The sequence below is a fragment of the Halomonas sp. MES3-P3E genome, from assembly GCF_002836035.1.
In the GTDB taxonomy this organism is placed as follows: Bacteria; Pseudomonadota; Gammaproteobacteria; order Pseudomonadales; family Halomonadaceae; genus Vreelandella; species Vreelandella arctica.
In genome coordinates, this window is the sequence record NZ_PJBT01000185.1 from 65,030 (window position 1) to 82,051 (window position 17,022).

The 17,022-nt window shown below is 53.9% G+C and carries 15 protein-coding genes; 3 read left to right on the forward strand and 12 right to left on the reverse strand.

The window, feature by feature from the left end:
- Positions 1-9: 9 nt before the first annotated feature.
- The 12 genes from nth to CXF87_RS15225 all read right to left on the reverse strand — a co-directional run bounded on the left by nth (position 10) and on the right by CXF87_RS15225 (position 12,424).
- Positions 10-648: an endonuclease III gene (gene nth / locus CXF87_RS15170; protein WP_101147182.1), complete on the reverse strand. Its 639-nt coding sequence runs from the start codon at positions 646-648 to the stop codon at positions 10-12.
- Between the two features lie 97 nt (positions 649-745).
- Positions 746-1,447 carry an electron transport complex subunit E gene (locus CXF87_RS15175; RefSeq protein ID WP_101147281.1) on the reverse strand — a complete coding sequence of 234 codons (702 nt, stop codon included), beginning with the start codon at positions 1,445-1,447 and terminating at the stop codon, positions 746-748.
- Between the two features lie 11 nt (positions 1,448-1,458).
- The gene (gene rsxG / locus CXF87_RS15180; RefSeq protein ID WP_101147183.1) at positions 1,459-2,118 is read right to left on the reverse strand and encodes an electron transport complex subunit RsxG; all 660 of its coding nucleotides are present in this window, start codon (positions 2,116-2,118) and stop codon (positions 1,459-1,461) included.
- The gene (locus CXF87_RS15185; protein WP_101147184.1) at positions 2,115-3,152 is read right to left on the reverse strand and encodes an RnfABCDGE type electron transport complex subunit D; all 1,038 of its coding nucleotides are present in this window, start codon (positions 3,150-3,152) and stop codon (positions 2,115-2,117) included. Before CXF87_RS15185 ends, rsxG begins: the two co-directional genes overlap by 4 nt.
- A complete protein-coding gene (gene rsxC / locus CXF87_RS15190) occupies positions 3,149-4,804 on the reverse strand; it encodes an electron transport complex subunit RsxC (RefSeq protein WP_101147185.1) in 1,656 nt (551 codons plus the stop codon). Before rsxC ends, CXF87_RS15185 begins: the two co-directional genes overlap by 4 nt.
- Entirely contained in the window at positions 4,804-5,400 is a 597-nt protein-coding gene (gene rsxB, locus CXF87_RS15195) for an electron transport complex subunit RsxB (protein WP_101147186.1), read from the reverse strand. Before rsxB ends, rsxC begins: the two co-directional genes overlap by 1 nt.
- A 12-nt stretch (positions 5,401-5,412) precedes the next feature.
- The gene (gene rsxA, locus CXF87_RS15200) at positions 5,413-5,994 is read right to left on the reverse strand and encodes an electron transport complex subunit RsxA (RefSeq protein WP_101147187.1); all 582 of its coding nucleotides are present in this window, start codon (positions 5,992-5,994) and stop codon (positions 5,413-5,415) included.
- Positions 5,991-7,589, reverse strand: a complete 1,599-nt coding sequence (locus CXF87_RS15205) for a sensor domain-containing diguanylate cyclase (RefSeq protein ID WP_101147188.1) — start codon at positions 7,587-7,589, stop codon at positions 5,991-5,993. The genes rsxA and CXF87_RS15205 overlap by 4 nt, the downstream gene beginning before the upstream one ends.
- 100 nt (positions 7,590-7,689) lie before the next feature.
- The gene (gene metG, locus CXF87_RS15210; RefSeq protein WP_101147189.1) at positions 7,690-9,726 is read right to left on the reverse strand and encodes a methionine--tRNA ligase; all 2,037 of its coding nucleotides are present in this window, start codon (positions 9,724-9,726) and stop codon (positions 7,690-7,692) included.
- Positions 9,727-9,851: 125 nt separating this feature from the next.
- Positions 9,852-10,133 carry a hypothetical protein gene (locus CXF87_RS15215; RefSeq protein ID WP_008957318.1) on the reverse strand — a complete coding sequence of 94 codons (282 nt, stop codon included), beginning with the start codon at positions 10,131-10,133 and terminating at the stop codon, positions 9,852-9,854.
- Between the two features lie 112 nt (positions 10,134-10,245).
- Positions 10,246-11,427, reverse strand: a complete 1,182-nt coding sequence (locus CXF87_RS15220; protein WP_101147190.1) for a 1-acyl-sn-glycerol-3-phosphate acyltransferase — start codon at positions 11,425-11,427, stop codon at positions 10,246-10,248.
- A 67-nt stretch (positions 11,428-11,494) separates the two neighbouring features.
- Entirely contained in the window at positions 11,495-12,424 is a 930-nt protein-coding gene (locus tag CXF87_RS15225; protein WP_101147191.1) for a recombination-associated protein RdgC, read from the reverse strand.
- A gap of 176 nt (positions 12,425-12,600) precedes the next feature.
- On the opposite strand from CXF87_RS15225, the gene CXF87_RS15230 reads away from it, so the two are divergent.
- From CXF87_RS15230 to serC, 3 genes are all read left to right on the forward strand, one after another.
- A complete protein-coding gene (locus CXF87_RS15230) occupies positions 12,601-13,035 on the forward strand; it encodes an acyl-CoA thioesterase (RefSeq protein ID WP_008957321.1) in 435 nt (144 codons plus the stop codon).
- Positions 13,036-13,188: 153 nt separating this feature from the next.
- Positions 13,189-15,933 (forward strand): DNA gyrase subunit A, encoded by a 2,745-nt coding sequence (gene gyrA, locus CXF87_RS15235; protein ID WP_101147192.1) that lies wholly within the window; start codon positions 13,189-13,191, stop codon positions 15,931-15,933.
- Positions 15,917-17,020 (forward strand): 3-phosphoserine/phosphohydroxythreonine transaminase, encoded by a 1,104-nt coding sequence (gene serC / locus CXF87_RS15240; protein ID WP_101147193.1) that lies wholly within the window; start codon positions 15,917-15,919, stop codon positions 17,018-17,020. The genes gyrA and serC overlap by 17 nt, the downstream gene beginning before the upstream one ends.
- Positions 17,021-17,022 lie beyond the last annotated feature (2 nt).

Here is a 17,022-nt window from a genome sequence, read left to right on the forward strand (position 1 = left end):
GGACTCCGTCTAGGCGATTTCGGTTTTGTCTTTATAGTCGCACAGATCCTCAATAATGCAGCTACCGCAGCGCGGTTTGCGGGCAATGCAAGTATAGCGACCGTGCAGAATCAACCAGTGATGAGCATCTTGCAGAAATGCTTTGGGCACATGGCGCAGCAGTTTTTGCTCCACCTCCACAACATCTTTACCTTTGGCGATGCCAGTGCGATTAGAGACCCTGAAAATATGCGTATCCACGGCCATGGTGGGCTGGCCAAACGCCGTATTGAGAATCACATTGGCAGTTTTGCGGCCTACGCCAGGCAGGGCTTCTAACGCTTGGCGGGTGTTGGGCACTTCGCCGCCATGCAGGTTGACCAGCATATGGCAGGTTTTCATCAGGTTTTCGGCTTTGGTGTTGTATAAGCCGATGGTTTTGATGTGCTCTTTAAGTTCGTCGATGCCCAAATCAATGATCGCTTGGGGAGTATTCGCTACCGGGTAGAGCCGTGCTGTGGCTTTATTGACGCCCACATCGGTGGCTTGAGCAGAAAGCAGTACGGCAGCAAGCAGCTCAAAAGGTGAGCTCCAGTTAAGCTCGGTAGTGGGATGCGGGTTCTCTGCCTGAAGGCGAGCAAAAATTTCATGACGCTTTTGGGCATTCATGGCTGGTCTCGTTATTTAAAAGACAATGTTTTAAAAGACAGTGGTTAAAAACAGTATTTAAAAAAAAACAGTGACTTATGCGCAGTGATTAAAAACGCTATTTAATCGTACCGGTTACCCGCACACGGCGATCAACTCGGGTTTCAATGGCTGCCGGACGAGCGCGTGCTGCACTGCGTTGATCGATGGCATTTTTCAATGCGATCAACATGCCCGCCACAAAGAAAGCGCCCGGGGGCAGCACAAAAAACAGAAACTGGTAATCGTCGGCAATCGTCAGTTGCCAATTAGCGGCTTGGGGTCCAAACAGCAGCGCCATGTCGCTGAACAGCGTGCCCTGACCGAGTAGCTCGCGTAGGGCGCCCAGGAGTACCAGCACGGCGCCAAACCCCAGCCCCATCATCAAGCCATCGATAGCCGCTGGAATGACCGGTTGGCGGGAGGCAAAGGCATCGGCGCGGCCTAAAATAGCGCAGTTGGTGACAATCAGTGGAATAAAAATCCCTAGCACCTGATAGAGCGGGTAAGCATAGGCGGCCATCAGCAGTTCGGCGCAAGTCACAAAGGCGGCAATCACCATCACGAAAGCGGGCAAGCGCACCGCGCTGGGGACTTGGTGGCGAATCAGCGAGATCGCCGTGCTGGCGCCTACCATTACCAAAAGCGTGGCAAGTGCCAAGCCCAGCGCATTCACCACGCTGCCGCTAACGGCTAACAGCGGGCAAAGCCCCAGCAGTTGAACCAGCGCAGGGTTGTTTGACCACAGCCCATCACGGGCCAGTTGGCGCCATTGGCTCATCTGCTTGTTTTTCACGAGCGTGGCTCCTCAAATGTTATCGGTAATGGTGTATTAGCGGCGTACTCCAAGGCTTTATGAACGGCGTTAACCACGGCTCTGGGGGTGATCGTTGCGCCGGTAAACGCATCAAACTGGCCACCATCTTTAGTTACCGCCCAGCCCTCTGGTGGCAAACTATTTAGCCCCAGGCCATCAAAGTGAGTGATCCAGTCGCTGCGGCTGCGCTCAATATCATCGCCTAGCCCGGGCGTTTCCTGGTGTTGGGTGACGCGCACACCGCTAATGCGCTGCTGCTCATCAATCCCGATCAGTAGGCGAATTTCGCCGTTATAGCCTTGCCGGGTGACCACCGGAAAAATGACGGCACTGTGTTTATTACTGTTGTCGTTGTCGTTGTCGCTGCCGCTTACCCACCAGCCTTGGCTATCGCTTTTCAACCCCAGTGCTTCTGGGTTAGGAAGCGTAAAGGTGCTTTCTAGCACGCGTGCAACGGGCGTGTTGGCAAGCGTCTGAGGCAGTACTTCTTGAAGCTGACGGTGCTGGTAAGCCAACTGATGGGTCGCTATGCGCTCGGCGGTTAATGCGCGCGTGAGCGCAACGCTACCCGCGGTCACCAGAGCAAAAGTGCCCAATGCGAGAGCACCCCGCTGCATGGCTTGAAAGAGCGTCATGGCTGCTCACCCCGGGAGCTTTTTGGCTGCCCCGTCGGGCGTGGCACGCTGTACAGGTCTAGCAGCGGCACGCACAGATTCATCAGCAACACCGCAAACGCCACTGCATCCGGGTAACCGCCAAAGGTGCGAATAATGATAACCAAGGTGCCGATACCGGCTCCATAAAGTAGTTTGCCGCGGCGGCTGGTGGCGGCGGAAACCGGGTCGGTGGCGATAAAAAATGCCCCAAACAGCGTCGCCCCGGTAAGTAGGTGAAAAAGCGGTGAGGCAAAGTGGCTGGGGTCGCTGAGATAAAACAGCGTGGCCAGCACCACTAGGCTACCCAGCATAGCGGCAGGAATGTGCCAACTGATAATCCGCTTTGCCAGCAACAATACGCCACCTGCTAACCAAGCAAGGGCGACCCAGCGCCAAGCACTCAATGTGCTCTCGGGCAGTGGGTGGGTGGCCCAGAATTCGCTGGCAAGCACGGCCTCGCCTTTGTGCTTAAAGGCATCGAGCGGTGTGGCGCCACTTAGGCCATCTAGCTGGCCAGCTGGCAGCGTTCCTGTGATTTGTGCCCACAAGCCCTCCGGTAGTAGTTCTTGGGGGGGAGCCCAAAGCGTCATATAGGTTGGGAACGACACCAAAAGCAGCGCATAACCTACCATGGCGGGGTTAAACGGATTGTGGCCCAAGCCACCGTATAACTGTTTAGCGACGATGATCGCCGCGATCATCCCGACACCGATCAGCCACCAAGGGCTTGCGGGGGGCAGCGAAACGCCCAGTAAAACGCCGGTGAGTAGGGCACTTGAGTCATTCAACGTAATACGAACGGGGCGATTACGTAACTTAAGAATGGCGGCTTCTAGCCCAAGGCCAAACGCTGCCGCTAGCATTACATTGCTGAGTACCCCAAGGCCAAAGAAATAGCTCATAGTGGCGATGCCCGGCAGCGTGGCGATGATCACCCAGCGCATTAAATTTGCCGTGGGTGGCACGATAGTAGCGTTTGCACTGGTCACCTGTGAGGCGTGCATCATGCTCATGGTGATTCCTTGCTGGGCTGTTGTTCGCGTGCTTGGGTAAGCTGGACCTCGGTGGCGCGTAAATTTTCCTGGGCGGTGGCAAGCTGCATTTCGAGATCATCAAGAGGCTGTTTGGGGTCTTCCTGGGCAACGCGTGCCAGGGTTTTTTCAGCTTTTTTGACTGACGCCTTGGCGGCGGCATGGGCAATTCGTAGCCCGCGCAAGTCGACCTTTTCACTACTGGCTGCTGCACTAGTGGGCGTTTGACGCTGTTGCGATTTGCGGGCCTCTTTACGTGCCTGTTTCTCCGCCTCTTCCCGCGCCAACCGCGCTTGACGAAACTCAAAGCGGTGCTTGGCATGCTCTGCTTTTACCGTCTCGATTCGCTGCAGGCGGATTCGACTTTTTGCTTCACGATAATCGTCAACCAGGGGGATATGGCTGGGGCAGACGTAGCTGCAAGCGCCGCACTCAATGCAGTCGAAAAGATGATAACGCTCCATCTTGGCATCATCGTTGGCGCGAGCGTACCAGTGGAGCTGTTGGGGTAGCAGCGACACCGGGCAAACGCTTTCACACTCACCACAGCGTATGCAGGGGGATTCCACCGGGGCAGGTGGTAGTTCGGCAATAGTTGCAGCTATTAAACAGTTGGTAAGTTTGGTAACTGGCGTATCAAGTGTCAGCAGCGGCGCTCCCATCATGGGGCCGCCCTGAATCACTTGATTGAGCATGGGCTGATTAAGGCCTGCCTGTTCCAGCAGTGCTTTCACGGAGGTGCCTAGTCGCACCCAGCGATTGCCGGGCTGACTGATCGCTTCGCCCGTTAGCGTGACAACCCTGGACACCAGCGGCTGACCATCACGCACTGCATGTAATATTGCCAGCAGTGTGCCAGGGTTATGGCACAGCACGCCTACGTCAGCGGGTAAGCCGCCGCTGGGTACCGTTAGATCCAGCAGTTTTTTGATCAGTTGGCGCTCGCCGCCGCTGGGGTAGCGGGTAGAAATCACCTTGAGCTCAACGGTAATCGGGTGGCTATTCTGTATCGCCTGCCGCAGCGCTTCAATTGCCTCGGGTTTGTTATCTTCAATGCCGATAACGATATGCTGCGCGCCGCACAGTTTGGCGCTTATCTGGGCGCCTTCGAGTACGTCGTTAGCGTAGTGGCGTAGCGTGATATCGTCGGCGGTGATATAAGGCTCACATTCGGCGGCGTTGATCACCAAAGTATGAATGTCATGCTGTTCCACTACCCGCGCTTTAATATGGGTAGGGAAACCAGCTCCGCCGAGTCCGACAACCCCGCTCTCATTCAAGCGCTCAAGTAGCGCATTGAGTTCGCCGCGTTGCCAGTCGAGGCTGGGTAACCGGAGCCACTCATCCTGACCATCGCTATCAATGATGATTTGGATAGCGCTCACCTCGCTCACCGTGCCGCTAATGCTGGCGTGCAGATTACTGGAGATCATGCCTTCGCGCTTGGCAATGACGCTACCTACTTTGACTGTATCGCCCGGCGCGACACAGGGCGTGGCGGGCTGGCCGCTGTGCTGTTGCAGCGGCAGTGTCACTCGGCCAGGTAATGGCGCGTCAATCAGCTCGGCCTGATTCGATCGCTGTTTGCGCTCGGGCGGGTGAATTCCACCGGGGAAATCAAAGGTGTTCGACATCAAGACACCCCTGGTGCGGGTTGGCGGTCACTGGCAATCATGTTTGAAGAGTGCGCTGTTACCGGTTGCCATTGGGTGAGCGGTGCCGTGCGTGGCAGCATATCGATACAGTCTACGGGGCAAGGGTCAAGGCACAGATCACAGCCGGTACACTCATCTTCAATCACCGTATGCATTAACTTAGCCGCACCAATAATCGCATCGACCGGGCAAGCTTGGATGCATTTTGTGCAGCCGATGCACTCTGCTTCGCGAATAAACGCTACTTTGGGCTCACTTTGGGCTTCGCCATCGAGGGGCTCTGATTCGCGGCCGAGTAGATCGGCGAGGGCGTGAATCGTCGACTCGCCACCGGGTGGGCACTTATTCAGTGCATCGCCCTGGTTAATCGCTTCGGCGTAAGGGCGGCAGCCTGGGTAGCCGCACTGGCCGCACTGAGTTTGCGGCAGCAGGGCATCAATTTGTTCCACTAGCGGGTTATCTTCCCGCTTGAAGCGTTCGCTCACCACGCCCAGCAGGGCACCAAAACCCAGGCCTAAGCCGGTTAATACCGCAACGGCGCTAAGCATGCTGATAGCATCGAATGTGTCACTCATTATGCGCTACCTTCACCCTTGTACTAATCCGGAAAAGCCGAGAAACGCTAGCGACATAAGGCTAGCGGTCACCATGGCAATCGCCGCACCTTGAAATGGTTTAGGAATATCCGCTCCTGCCAAACGCTCACGCATGGCAGCAAATAGTACCAAAATAAACGAAAAACCCAGCGCCGCGCCCAAACCATAGAGGGTGGTATGAAAAAAGCTCAGTTCGCGGTTCAGCGACAGTAGCGCTACGCCCAATACCGCGCAGTTGGTGGTAATAAGCGGTAAGAATATTCCCAGTACTTGATGTAGTAGTGGGCTTAATTGACGCACCATAATTTCTGTAAATTGAACCACCGCGGCGATCACCACAATAAAGCTGATGGTGCGCAGGTATGTCACATCCAGCGGCACTAGCAGCCCGTGATAAACCACGAAGCTAGCAGCCGATGCCAGGGTTAACACAAAAGTGGTTGCCAGGGACATGCCCATGGCCGACTCCAATTTATTAGAGACGCCCATAAATGGGCATAGACCCAAAAATTGAACCAGCACGAAGTTATTGACCAGCGCCGTGCTGATCAAAATGATAAATAGCTCACTCATGATGGCGCATTGTGCGAAGAAATTGTGGCGTTGGCGAGCGAAGGTGTATAAACCTTGGCGCAGTGTCTGCCAGCTGCTTTAGCAGCGTAAAGCGCTTGGTCAGCGGCGGTCATTAATCCACTGAATGTCTGAATGCCTGCTATACCCAACTGGCTAATACCGATGCTTACGGTAACATGCGGTGCTACGGGCGACATATAGTGTAGATGCTGCAATTGATCAATAGCGTCACTAAGTGCTTGGCTTTTTTCCAATGCCTGGGTAGCTGATGTTGCGGACATCATGGCACTAAACTCCTCGCCGCCTGTACGCGCGATAAAGAAGCCATGCGCAGTGGCGACGTCATGCATGGTTTGTGCTACCCGCTGCAAACATATATCACCCTCGGGATGCCCATAATGATCATTAAACATTTTGAAGTGATCGATATCGAGCATCATGACCGACAACGGTTGGCCTGACGCCAAGGCGCTATTAACCACCTCTTGCAGGCGCTGATCGAATAATCGGCGATTGGGTAGACCGGTCAAGGGGTCGTGGGTAGAGAGTTCGATGAGCTCAGCGTTGAGCTGTTGTTGATGCTTGAACTGCTCTTGAAAGGCCCGCGCTAGGATGCCGATTTCATCTCCACGCCCTAATAGATGGCTTGATCCCTTTAAATCCACGCTGGCTTGCTGTGTAAACTGGGTCAGAGTTCTGAGTGGCTTCAGAATAATACGCTCCAGTAGCAGCAGAACAAAGCCAATCACTAATAGCATCAAGCAAGCTGTCCATAAAAGTACGTAGCGAAACGTTTCTAGACTAGCCAAATAACTGGTGCGATTAAGCTGGGTTCCCAATGCTAACTGCTCGTTATGCGGGTAGGTAGTCAAATAGCGCTGCGCCTGGATCGTATTGCCTGAGATGGTGACGGCTGTGTCATTATTGATACTGCCTTCCACCATCGAAAGCGTCGTTGGTAGCCCCGTATAGTCTTCTATGATCGTCAACCATTCATCGTCCATTGGCCTCACTTTGAATAGCCATCCTTGGGGGGGACCGCTCTCATCGGTTCTCACAATGGGGTTGGATGCTACCATTAGCGGCGTTGTGCCCGCATACAGGCTGCTTTTACCCTGTTCTGGAGCTTCTTTAATGGAAGCCTGCATCGTGCGAATAAGCCCCGACATCCAGCGGCACTCACGCTCTGCGGTATAGCAAGTGTGGTATTGGCCGGTAGCAGGATTGAGACCTGCCAAAAAATGTACATCGCCCTCCGCGTTGAAAAAGGCCATTAGTTGGTAGCGCATTTCTTCAAACATCTGTTGGCTAAAATTGGTATCCGTATAGCCAGGGTAGTTACCCTGAATAAATTCATAAGTATCGTCCCAGATCGCCCAGTCTCGCGCTTGCGCTAGTAGCTCCTGTTGGCTGATATTGAGGCTGCGTTCAATTTGCGCTAGCTCCTGGATTACTACCGCACGCTCTTCCTTATGAAGTGCGGGAAATATTACCCACTTGCTCAAGGCCGCTAAGGAAATAAGGGCTAGTAATAACACCCCGCCCAAGGCGGCCAGAAAACGAAAGCGCAAAGATCGAGAGAAGCGATGAACCATAGGGGTGCCTAAGCGAAACGGTGACGATGTACGACAGCTGCAAAAAATAAAAGGGGCAAAGGCGTTTAGCCTCTGCCCCTTTGACATGGCTTTTTAGTGATTAAGTGACCCGCTGGCCCGGTTCAGCACCGGTGTCTGGGGAGAGCAAATAGATGCCGTCTTCATTTGCTGAGGCTAGCACCATGCCTTCCGATACGCCAAAACGCATTTTGCGCGGCGCCAGGTTGGCGACCATGACCGTTAAGCGGCCTTCTAATGCTTCTGGCGCGTAGGCGGAGCGAATGCCTGAAAAGACATTGCGTGTTTCGCCGCCCAGGTCGAGGGTCAGTTGCAGCAACTTATCAGCGCCTTCCACGTATTGGGCCTTGGTGATACGCGCAATGCGTAGGTCGACCTTGGCAAAGGCCGCAAAGTCGATTTCAGCGGCAATGGGGTCTTCCGCCAGTGGGCCTTTGGGCGCTTCTTTCAGTTTTTGCTCTTCCACAAGATCTTCCTTCGACGCTTCAATCATCGCATCGATTTTATCTCGGTCAACGCGGGTCATTAGGGGCTTGAATTTATTGATCGAGTGATCGGTCAGAACCGTTTGGCTAGTGTGCCAGTCAAGAGACACGACATTCAAGAACTCACGCGCTTCTTCGGCCATCGTGGGAACGACGGGGGCTAGATACACCATCAACTGCCGGAACAGGTTAATACCGACCGAACATATCTCAAGCACTTCAGCGTCGCGGCCATCTTGCTTGGCCAATGCCCAGGGTTCTTTATCTGCAATATAGGTGTTGGCCTCGTCTGCCAATTCCATAATTTTACGCATTGCCCGGCTAAACTCACGAGCTTCAAAGTCTTCGGCAATATCATCACCGGCGGCAATAAAGCGGGCGACCATTTGCGGTTCTGCGCAGTGAGCCGAGAGAGTGCCACCGCCAATTTTTTTAACAAAACCAGCGCAGCGGCTCGCAATGTTGACTACTTTGCCGACTAAATCTGAGTTTACCCGTGCGGCAAAGTCTTCCAGGTTTAAATCCAAATCATCAACTTTGGAGGTAAGCTTTGCGGCAAAATAGTAGCGCAAGTATTCCGGGTTGAGGTGATCGGCGTAGGTGGCGGCTTTAATAAACGTGCCGCGGGATTTCGACATCTTGGCGCCGTCTACCGTGAGGAAACCGTGGCAGTTAACGGCGGTAGGTGTGCGCAGGTCAGCGCCATGCAGCATGGCAGGCCAGAACAACGCGTGAAAATAGACGATATCTTTGCCGATAAAGTGGTACACCTCGGCATCAGAGCCTTTCTTCCAATAGCTGTCGAAGTCGATACCTTCACGGTCACACAGATTTTTGAAGCTGGCTAAATAGCCTATCGGCGCATCCAGCCAGACATAGAAATATTTGCCAGGTGCATCAGGAATTTCAAAGCCGAAATAGGGCGCGTCACGGGAAATATCCCACTCATTAAAGCCGGACTCAAACCACTCCATCAACTTATTACGGATTTGCGGCTGAACGTGGCCGTCGTCAATCCAGCGCTGTAGGAAGTCGGCAAAGTCGGGCAGCTTAAAGAAGTAGTGGGTTGAGGTGCGTACTTCGGGCGTTGCGCCTGAAATTGCTGAGACGGGATTAATCAAGTCAGCGGGAGTGTAGGTAGCACCGCACTTTTCACAGTTGTCGCCGTACTGGTCCTCTGAACCGCATTTAGGGCAGGTACCTTTAATAAAGCGGTCGGCTAAAAACAAGCCTTTCTGGGGATCAAACATCTGCTCAATATCACGCGTGGCAATATGGCCTTTATCGCGCAAGCGCTTATAAATCATTTCGCTGAAGTGGCGATTCTCAGTGGAATGAGTCGAGTGATAATTATCGAACCCAACACCAAAACGGGAAAAATCGGTTTGGTGATCCTGGGAAACCCGCTCAATAAGCGCTTCGGGGGTTATGCCTTCTTGCTCGGCGCGCAGCATAATGGCGGTGCCATGGGCATCATCAGCACATACGTAGTAGCACTGTTGGCCACGGCTTTTCTGGAAACGAACCCAGATATCCGTCTGAATATATTCAAGCAGGTGGCCGAGGTGAATAGCTCCGTTGGCGTAAGGGAGCGCGCTAGTCACCAAAATATTGCGCGTGGCGGTAGTAGACATGGTGAAGGTTAATTCCGAGTGAATAAGGGTGCCGATCAGGCGGTAACTAAAAACACGGCGAAGTCACTGTAGGCTTCGCCGGTGGCTTTCCTTAGCAACGATTAATACGATGCTTTATACAACATTTAATACAGGGCTTGCTCTTCTTGAACCACTTCGCGCAGCAGTTCTAAAAAGAGCTTATCAGCCTCAGAGTGCTCAGCCGGATCTTCCGGAATATGCACGCTGGTAGTATCGGAAATTTCGTTAGCAATGCGTGCCATCGCCGCTGGGCTGTTGCCTTCGGTTAGCTGCTGCCGAGCAATCGCTAGGGATTGTTCAAGGATTTTTGGGTCTTGTAGCAATTTGCGAATAAAATCTCGTAGCTCATTGATGACACGTGTTTTCTGAATTTCTGAACCGGACATGGAAGTCTCCTTAGGATCGCGGTCGACGGCAGCGCCAAGCGGAACCAGTCAATGCTTTGACCATAGCATTTTTTACGCTAATGGGCATGAGTTGCCCGGTTAAAGCATTAGATTAAAGTGTCAATCGACCGGCCTTGTGTTTAACGGGATTTGCGTACTGGGCGAGCCAGTAGGGGCGCAATGCCTCAGGCACTTCAGCAAGCCGTGCATTGAAGCGCTCTCTGTCCTGTCGCGTAATGGCTTTGCGTGCGACTAATTCAGGTGCTTCACCCAGTGCCTCAAGGGCCAAATAGTGGCTGGGGAAAAGGCGATAACCGCCGATCACTTGGCGATCAATTTCAGCGGCCACTTCATCGGGCGTTGCCATATCAGCACCCACTGGCGTGCCAAAATGCAGCCGCACGCGTCCCTTAGAGCCGGTAATGCCCGCCACAATGGAGCGAATATCTTCAAACTCACCTTTGGCGTAACTGCCTTGGGTGTCAATATCGTACAGCTCCTGGGCTTTTTGCACGTCGCAGGGGTCATATTCATAGCTAATCGACACCGGCACCAGTTTTAGCTCAGCGATGGCCTCACCAAACACCATGTCGCGCTCTGAAGCACGTCTCGCCATGATTAGCATTTTGATGATCGCGGGCTCGGTATGGTCGATGCCATTCTTTGCCCGACCTTCACGTTGTGCCATCCAGATGGAGTGCTGGTCTTCGGTAATCGTGTGGCGAATATAGGCTGAAAGCTGTTGATACGCTGCCAGCATTGCCCGCTTGCCCCGTGCACTCCGTGGGACAATAAAGCTTTTATTGAGTCGCATTAGGTCGGTGACGTAGGGCTTTTTGAGCAGATTGTCACCGATGGCGATACGCACAGTATCGCGGTCCGCTTGATAGAGCGCATAGTTGACGAACGCTGGGTCAAGCGAAATATCGCGATGGTTGCCTATGAATAGGTAAGCGCCTTTGGGGTCGAGCTTATCAAGCCCCGTGACTTCAAACTCATCGGTGGTGGTGCGAATCATGCGCTCCATATAATGAGCAATACGCATTTGAAATTCGTAGATCGATGTAACACCTTTCACTTCACGCCGGACCGCGCGGCTGGCAAAGCCACGCGCCAGCGACGGCGCCCAGCGCGCCAAGCGGGGAAGCCGAAAGCGGGTGAGGGCATCGAGCAATTCGTTGTCCCGTGAGAGCCTAGCAAGAACATCGGCTACTTCATGATCCATAAAGGGCCGAATGTCGGCCCACGGGTCTGTCGCGGTAGAGACGTTGGTAGCGTTATTGTGATGAGTCATGCGAACCGTTGGATAATAAAAAAAAAGTATCGATTAATAGCATCGAGGTCGTAGGTCTATAGAGCCCTTACTGCGCCGCGGGTTCCCGCTGCGTTTCGCCCCCAAGCCACTCTATTAAGCGTGGAATATCGGTAGATAGCGCCTGCGCCATTAAAATAAAGTCTGTTTCCAGGCGGGCGAGCGCATCGTCACCATCGTCCGCATGGTCGGCCTCTTCAATGAGGGCATCGCCAAAGCGCAACGATTTCAGCGCCAAATCATCGTGCAGCACGAAGCTTAACCGGCCTTCTAAGCTCACAGCGAGTTTGCTGGCCTGGCGGCCGCTTTCGAGTAACTGCTGAATTTCATCACTGTCTAAATCGACTTGGCGCGCGCGAAGTACACCGTCATCGCCTTTCGCTTTGAGCTCGACTTGATCACCCAGCTGCAGATCGGCAGGGCGGCTAGCCACATCGCCCAGCCAAGTGGTCATGGCGCGAATAGGCAGCGTTTGCGAACTCAGCGGGGTGACTTTCAAGCTGCCCAGCGTCTCGCGCAGCAAGTCCAGGATATCCTCGGCACGGGTGCGCGAACTGGCATTGATGCCAATCATTTGGCCTTTTGTGTCCCACCAAAGGTCGACTTTCTGGCTACGTACAAAGGCGCGAGGCAGCAAATTTTCAGTGACCTGCTCTTTAAACGCGGTTTTCTCTTTGCGGGTAACTTTACGGCTTTCGCTGGCTTCGATGTCGGCGACGAGCTCGTCGACCTCTTCTTTTACAACCGAGGCAGGCAGTAGCCGCTCTTGGCGAAGGGCGGAAAGCAGGCGGTGCGATTGAATTTCGTGCACTAACTGCCCGCCGCCCATACGTCCAGCCGGGGCTGTCCAGCCCAGGCGGCGTGCATCAGCGTTACCGAGTGGTTTGGCGGCATGCTCTTGTAAAGCGCTAGCGAGCGCATCGCTGGATAACTCGGGCGCGTCGTGCAGGCGGTATAAATGCAAGTGCTTAAACCACATGAGGCCAATCCTGTTCAAAAGGTGGCACATTATGGCGAAAGAGGGGCATTCCTACCAGCGGCTGCCACCAATCGTCTCTGTTGCACGTGTTTCAAACTTGTGTTTGATTGAGAGTTTGCCAGCTAAATACTATCCGCCAATTAATTGCATTGTTTGACTGAACAGTAGGAGTGGTTATGAGTACATCGCTATCGCGGGTTCAATTGCGTGTTCGTGGCTATCACTTGGATGGCTATGGTCATGTGAATAACGCTCGCTACCTGGAGTTTATGGAAGAGGGGCGTTGGGATTACTTCGATCAACACCCAGCGATGATCAAAGAGCTCCATCAGGCTGGCCGGGCGTTTGTGGTGGTTAACTTGAATATTGATTATTTGGCCGCGGCGCGTCATGGAGATGATTTAGAAATTATGACGGGTATTGTCGACGTCGGTGAACGCAGCGGCCTCTGCCACCACCGTATCGTGCGTAAAGACGGTACCGTCATCGCCCAGGCAGATTTGACCTTCGTCCTTCTGGATATGCGGGCTAACAAGGCCGCTGCCATTGAGGGGGAGGTGCGTGACGCGTTGGCCGCATTAACGTTGGCGAAAGAGGCATTTACCCCCTAAACGGCTTTGGTGAGCTCCCTGGCTGCCCTTGCTGCTTTTGCAGTGGTATGATGGCGAAGTATTTGCGCGCCGTTCCACTAAGTTTTTCGGGGCGGTGTTTTTAAGCGCTTTCAACTCTCGCAGTGCCAATGCAGTGCAAAGGATCTGACTTTCATGGGTGACATCGCCAGAGAAATCTTGCCCGTCAATATTGAAGACGAGCTTAAACAGTCGTATCTCGACTATGCGATGAGCGTCATTATCGGCCGCGCGCTTCCAGATGTGCGGGATGGCCTTAAACCGGTTCACCGGCGTGTGCTGTTTGCCATGCATGAACTGGGTAATGACTGGAATAAACCGTACAAGAAGTCGGCGCGTGTCGTCGGCGATGTCATCGGTAAATACCATCCGCACGGCGATAGCGCGGTTTACGACACCATCGTACGTATGGCTCAGCACTTTTCGATGCGTCATGTGCTGGTCGACGGCCAGGGTAACTTCGGTTCTATCGATGGGGATAACGCGGCTGCCATGCGTTATACCGAGGTGCGTATGTCGCGCCTTGCCCACGAACTGCTCGCTGACCTGGAAAAAGATACCGTCGACTGGGTCGATAACTACGACGGTACCGAACGTATTCCCGCGGTATTGCCTACCAAAACGCCCAATTTGCTGATCAACGGCTCCTCGGGCATTGCGGTAGGTATGGCAACCAATATTCCACCGCATAATATGCGTGAAGTGATTGATGGCTGCTTAGCCTTAATCGACGACTACACGCTGACCGTTGATGACCTGATGGAGTATATCCCCGGGCCTGATTTCCCCACTGGGGCGATTATCAATGGTCGCGCGGGCATCTTGTCGGCATACCGTACCGGCCGTGGGCGTATTTATGTTCGCGCCTGCCACACCATTGAGCATCATGACAAAACCGGTCGCGATCACATTATTATTAGTGAGCTGCCGTATCAGGTAAACAAAGCGCGATTGATCGAGAAGATTGCCGAGCTGGTAAAAGAGAAGAAGATCGAAGGCATCGCCGAGCTGCGCGATGAGTCGGACAAAGATGGTTTGCGCGTGGTCATTGAAGTTAAGCGTGGCGAGTCCGGCGAAGTGGTGGTCAATAACCTGTTTGCTCAGACACAGCTGCAGAACGTGTTTGGGATTAACATGGTGGCGCTGGAGAATGGCCAGCCCCGTACGCTGAATCTTAAAGAGATGCTGGAAGCCTTTATTCGCCACCGGCGCGAAGTGGTGACCCGGCGTACGCTGTACGAGCTGAAAAAAGCCCGTGAGCGTGGGCATTTGTTGGAAGGTTTGGCCGTCGCTATTTCGAATATCGACGAAGTGATCGAGCTGATTAAAGCCTCGCCCAATGCGGCAGAGGCGCGTGAAAAGCTGCTTGCCAAGACGTGGCAACCCGGCCAAGTAACCGCCATGTTGGAGCGGGCGGGTGCTACTTCTTGCAAGCCAGAAGAGCTGGAAGAGGGCTTTGGTCTAAACACCGCGGCCACGTCGTATCGGCTATCGCCTGCCCAGGCACAAGCGATTCTTGAGTTACGTCTGCACCGTTTGACGGGCCTTGAGACCGAGAAGCTGCTCGATGAATACCTGACGATTCTTGAAAAAATTGCTGAGCTTACTGAGATTCTGGCATCGCCTGATCGGTTGATGGAAGTGATCCGGGAAGAGCTGCACGCCGTGCGTGATCAGTTTGGCGATGATCGCCGCACTGAGATCCAGGCCAGCCATTTGGATCTGTCGATTGAAGACTTGATCGCTGAAGAAGACATGGTGGTGACCGTGTCGCGCTCTGGTTACGCCAAGACCCAGCCGCTGTCGGATTATCAGGCCCAGCGCCGTGGTGGTCGCGGTAAGTCTGCCACCGCGATGAAAGATGAAGATGTGATTGAGCACTTGCTGGTAGCGTCTACACACGACACCGTGCTGCTGTTCTCCAATCGCGGCAAAGTGTACTGGCTGAAAGTGTATGAAATGCCCAACGCCAGCCGCGGCTCGCGTGGCAAGCCGCTGGTCAATATGCTGCCGCTGGAAGAGGGTGAGGCGGTTAATGCCATCCTGCCTGTACGTGACTACGATCCTGAGCACTATATCTTCTTTGCGACGGCTAAAGGCACCGTCAAGCGCACCAGTCTTGAACAGTTCTCGCGCCCGCGTAGCGTAGGCCTTATCGCCATTGACCTTGAAGAGGGTGATCGTTTAGTGGGTGCTGCCATTACCACCGGTAATGATCATGCCATGCTGTTGTCGTCTAACGGCAAGGCGATTCGCTTCGAAGAGGGTAAAGCCCGCGCCATGGGACGTACTGCTCGCGGCGTGCGTGGTATGCGCTTGACAGGCGATGCGGAAGTCATCAGCTTGATTATTCCCAAGAGCCAGCAAATCGACGCCGAAGCGGATGCCGAAGAAGAAACTCAGGATGGCGTGCAAGAGAGCGTCGTGGCCGAAACCGCCGATGGTCAGATCTACATTATGACCGCCAGTGAGAACGGTTACGGTAAGCGTACGCGCCTGGAAGAGTTCCCGCTGCGTGGCCGTGGTGGTCAGGGTGTTATCGCCATGCAAACCAGCGAGCGTAACGGTTCGCTAGTCGCGGCGATGCAGGTTTATGACAGCGATGAAATGATGCTGATCACTGACCGTGGCACGCTGGTGCGTACGCGTGTTGAAGAAGTCTCAACCACCTCACGTAATACCCAGGGTGTGATGCTGATTCGTCTGGGTAAAGAAGAAAAATTAGTCAAAACCGTTCGTGTTGATGAGCCTGCCGAAGTCGATCTGACCGCTCTTGAAGAAGGTGCCGAAGCTAGCCTTGATGAGCGACCTGAAGACGTTCAGGCGAGTGAATCATCCGATGACGCACAGGAACCGGGGACTGATGACACGTCATTATAATTTCTGCGCAGGGCCAGCGGCCCTGCCAGTAGCTGTACTGGAACGCGCCCGGGCAGAGTTGCTGGACTACCATGGGCGCGGCCTTTCCGTAATGGAAATGAGCCACCGCAGCGACGAGTTTGTTGCCATTGCTGAGCGTGCAGAAGCTGATTTTCGTGAGCTTCTAGGCGTGCCAGATAACTATAAAGTACTGTTTTTGCAGGGCGGCGCCAGTATGCAATTTGCCATGCTGCCGATGAACCTGCTGGGTCAGGGCGGTAGCGGCAACTTCATTCAGACTGGTATCTGGGGCAAAAAAGCGCTTAGCGAAGCAAAGCGCCTGGGTTTCGCTTGTCATGTGGCCGCAAGCAGTGAAGCTAATGGCCATATGGCGGTGCCTGCGCTGGATACCATTAGCGTTAGCGATGACGCGGCCTATTTGCACTACACGTCGAATGAGACGATTGGCGGCTTGGAGTTTGATTATACGCCCCATGTGCAGCGTGCCGATGGCGCTAGCGTGCCGTTGGTCTGCGATATGTCATCAAATATCCTTTCTGGACCGATCGACGTTAGCGATTTCGGCGTGATCTACGCCGGGGCGCAGAAAAATATCGGCCCCGCTGGTTTAACGTTGGCCGTCGTTCGTGACGATTTGCTAGGCAAAGCCCAAGCCAACATTCCTTCGCTGTTTGATTACAAAATGCTGGCCGAGGCGGGTTCGATGGTGAATACACCGCCCACCTATGCCTGGTATTTGGCGGGCTTAGTCTTTCAGTGGCTAAAAGACGACATTGGTGGGCTAGCAGCGATGGACGCCATTAATCAGCGCAAAGCCGATAAGCTTTATGCGGCGATTGATGACAGCGACTTTTATAGCAATCCGATTGCTAAGCACAATCGCTCGCGTATGAACGTGCCGTTTGTCTTGGCCGATGCGGCGCTGGATAAAGCGTTTTTACAACAAGCCGATGCGGCGGGGCTGCTCAATTTAAAAGGCCACCGCAGCGTGGGCGGTATGCGGGCTAGCCTATATAACGCAGTGCCTGAGTCTGCGGTAGATGCGCTAATCGCATTTATGGCCGATTTCGAACAAACAAGGGGCTAAAC

What these genes read in the sequence shown, in the direction of transcription:
- CXF87_RS15185 (WP_101147184.1), bottom strand. Translation starts at nt 3,152, where the DNA reads ATGAGCATGATGCACGCCTCACAGGTGACCAGTGCAAACGCTACTATC.
- CXF87_RS15175 (WP_101147281.1), bottom strand. Translation starts at nt 1,447, where the DNA reads ATGAGCCAATGGCGCCAACTGGCCCGTGATGGGCTGTGGTCAAACAAC.
- rsxA (WP_101147187.1), bottom strand. Translation starts at nt 5,994, where the DNA reads ATGAGTGAGCTATTTATCATTTTGATCAGCACGGCGCTGGTCAATAAC.
- rsxC (WP_101147185.1), bottom strand. Translation starts at nt 4,804, where the DNA reads ATGTCGAACACCTTTGATTTCCCCGGTGGAATTCACCCGCCCGAGCGC.
- CXF87_RS15230 (WP_008957321.1), top strand. Translation starts at nt 12,601, where the DNA reads ATGAGTACATCGCTATCGCGGGTTCAATTGCGTGTTCGTGGCTATCAC.
- rsxB (WP_101147186.1), bottom strand. Translation starts at nt 5,400, where the DNA reads ATGAGTGACACATTCGATGCTATCAGCATGCTTAGCGCCGTTGCGGTA.
- serC (WP_101147193.1), top strand. Translation starts at nt 15,917, where the DNA reads ATGACACGTCATTATAATTTCTGCGCAGGGCCAGCGGCCCTGCCAGTA.
- rsxG (WP_101147183.1), bottom strand. Translation starts at nt 2,118, where the DNA reads ATGACGCTCTTTCAAGCCATGCAGCGGGGTGCTCTCGCATTGGGCACT.
- nth (WP_101147182.1), bottom strand. Translation starts at nt 648, where the DNA reads ATGAATGCCCAAAAGCGTCATGAAATTTTTGCTCGCCTTCAGGCAGAG.
- gyrA (WP_101147192.1), top strand. Translation starts at nt 13,189, where the DNA reads ATGGGTGACATCGCCAGAGAAATCTTGCCCGTCAATATTGAAGACGAG.
- CXF87_RS15220 (WP_101147190.1), bottom strand. Translation starts at nt 11,427, where the DNA reads ATGACTCATCACAATAACGCTACCAACGTCTCTACCGCGACAGACCCG.
- metG (WP_101147189.1), bottom strand. Translation starts at nt 9,726, where the DNA reads ATGTCTACTACCGCCACGCGCAATATTTTGGTGACTAGCGCGCTCCCT.
- CXF87_RS15225 (WP_101147191.1), bottom strand. Translation starts at nt 12,424, where the DNA reads ATGTGGTTTAAGCACTTGCATTTATACCGCCTGCACGACGCGCCCGAG.
- CXF87_RS15205 (WP_101147188.1), bottom strand. Translation starts at nt 7,589, where the DNA reads ATGGTTCATCGCTTCTCTCGATCTTTGCGCTTTCGTTTTCTGGCCGCC.
- CXF87_RS15215 (WP_008957318.1), bottom strand. Translation starts at nt 10,133, where the DNA reads ATGTCCGGTTCAGAAATTCAGAAAACACGTGTCATCAATGAGCTACGA.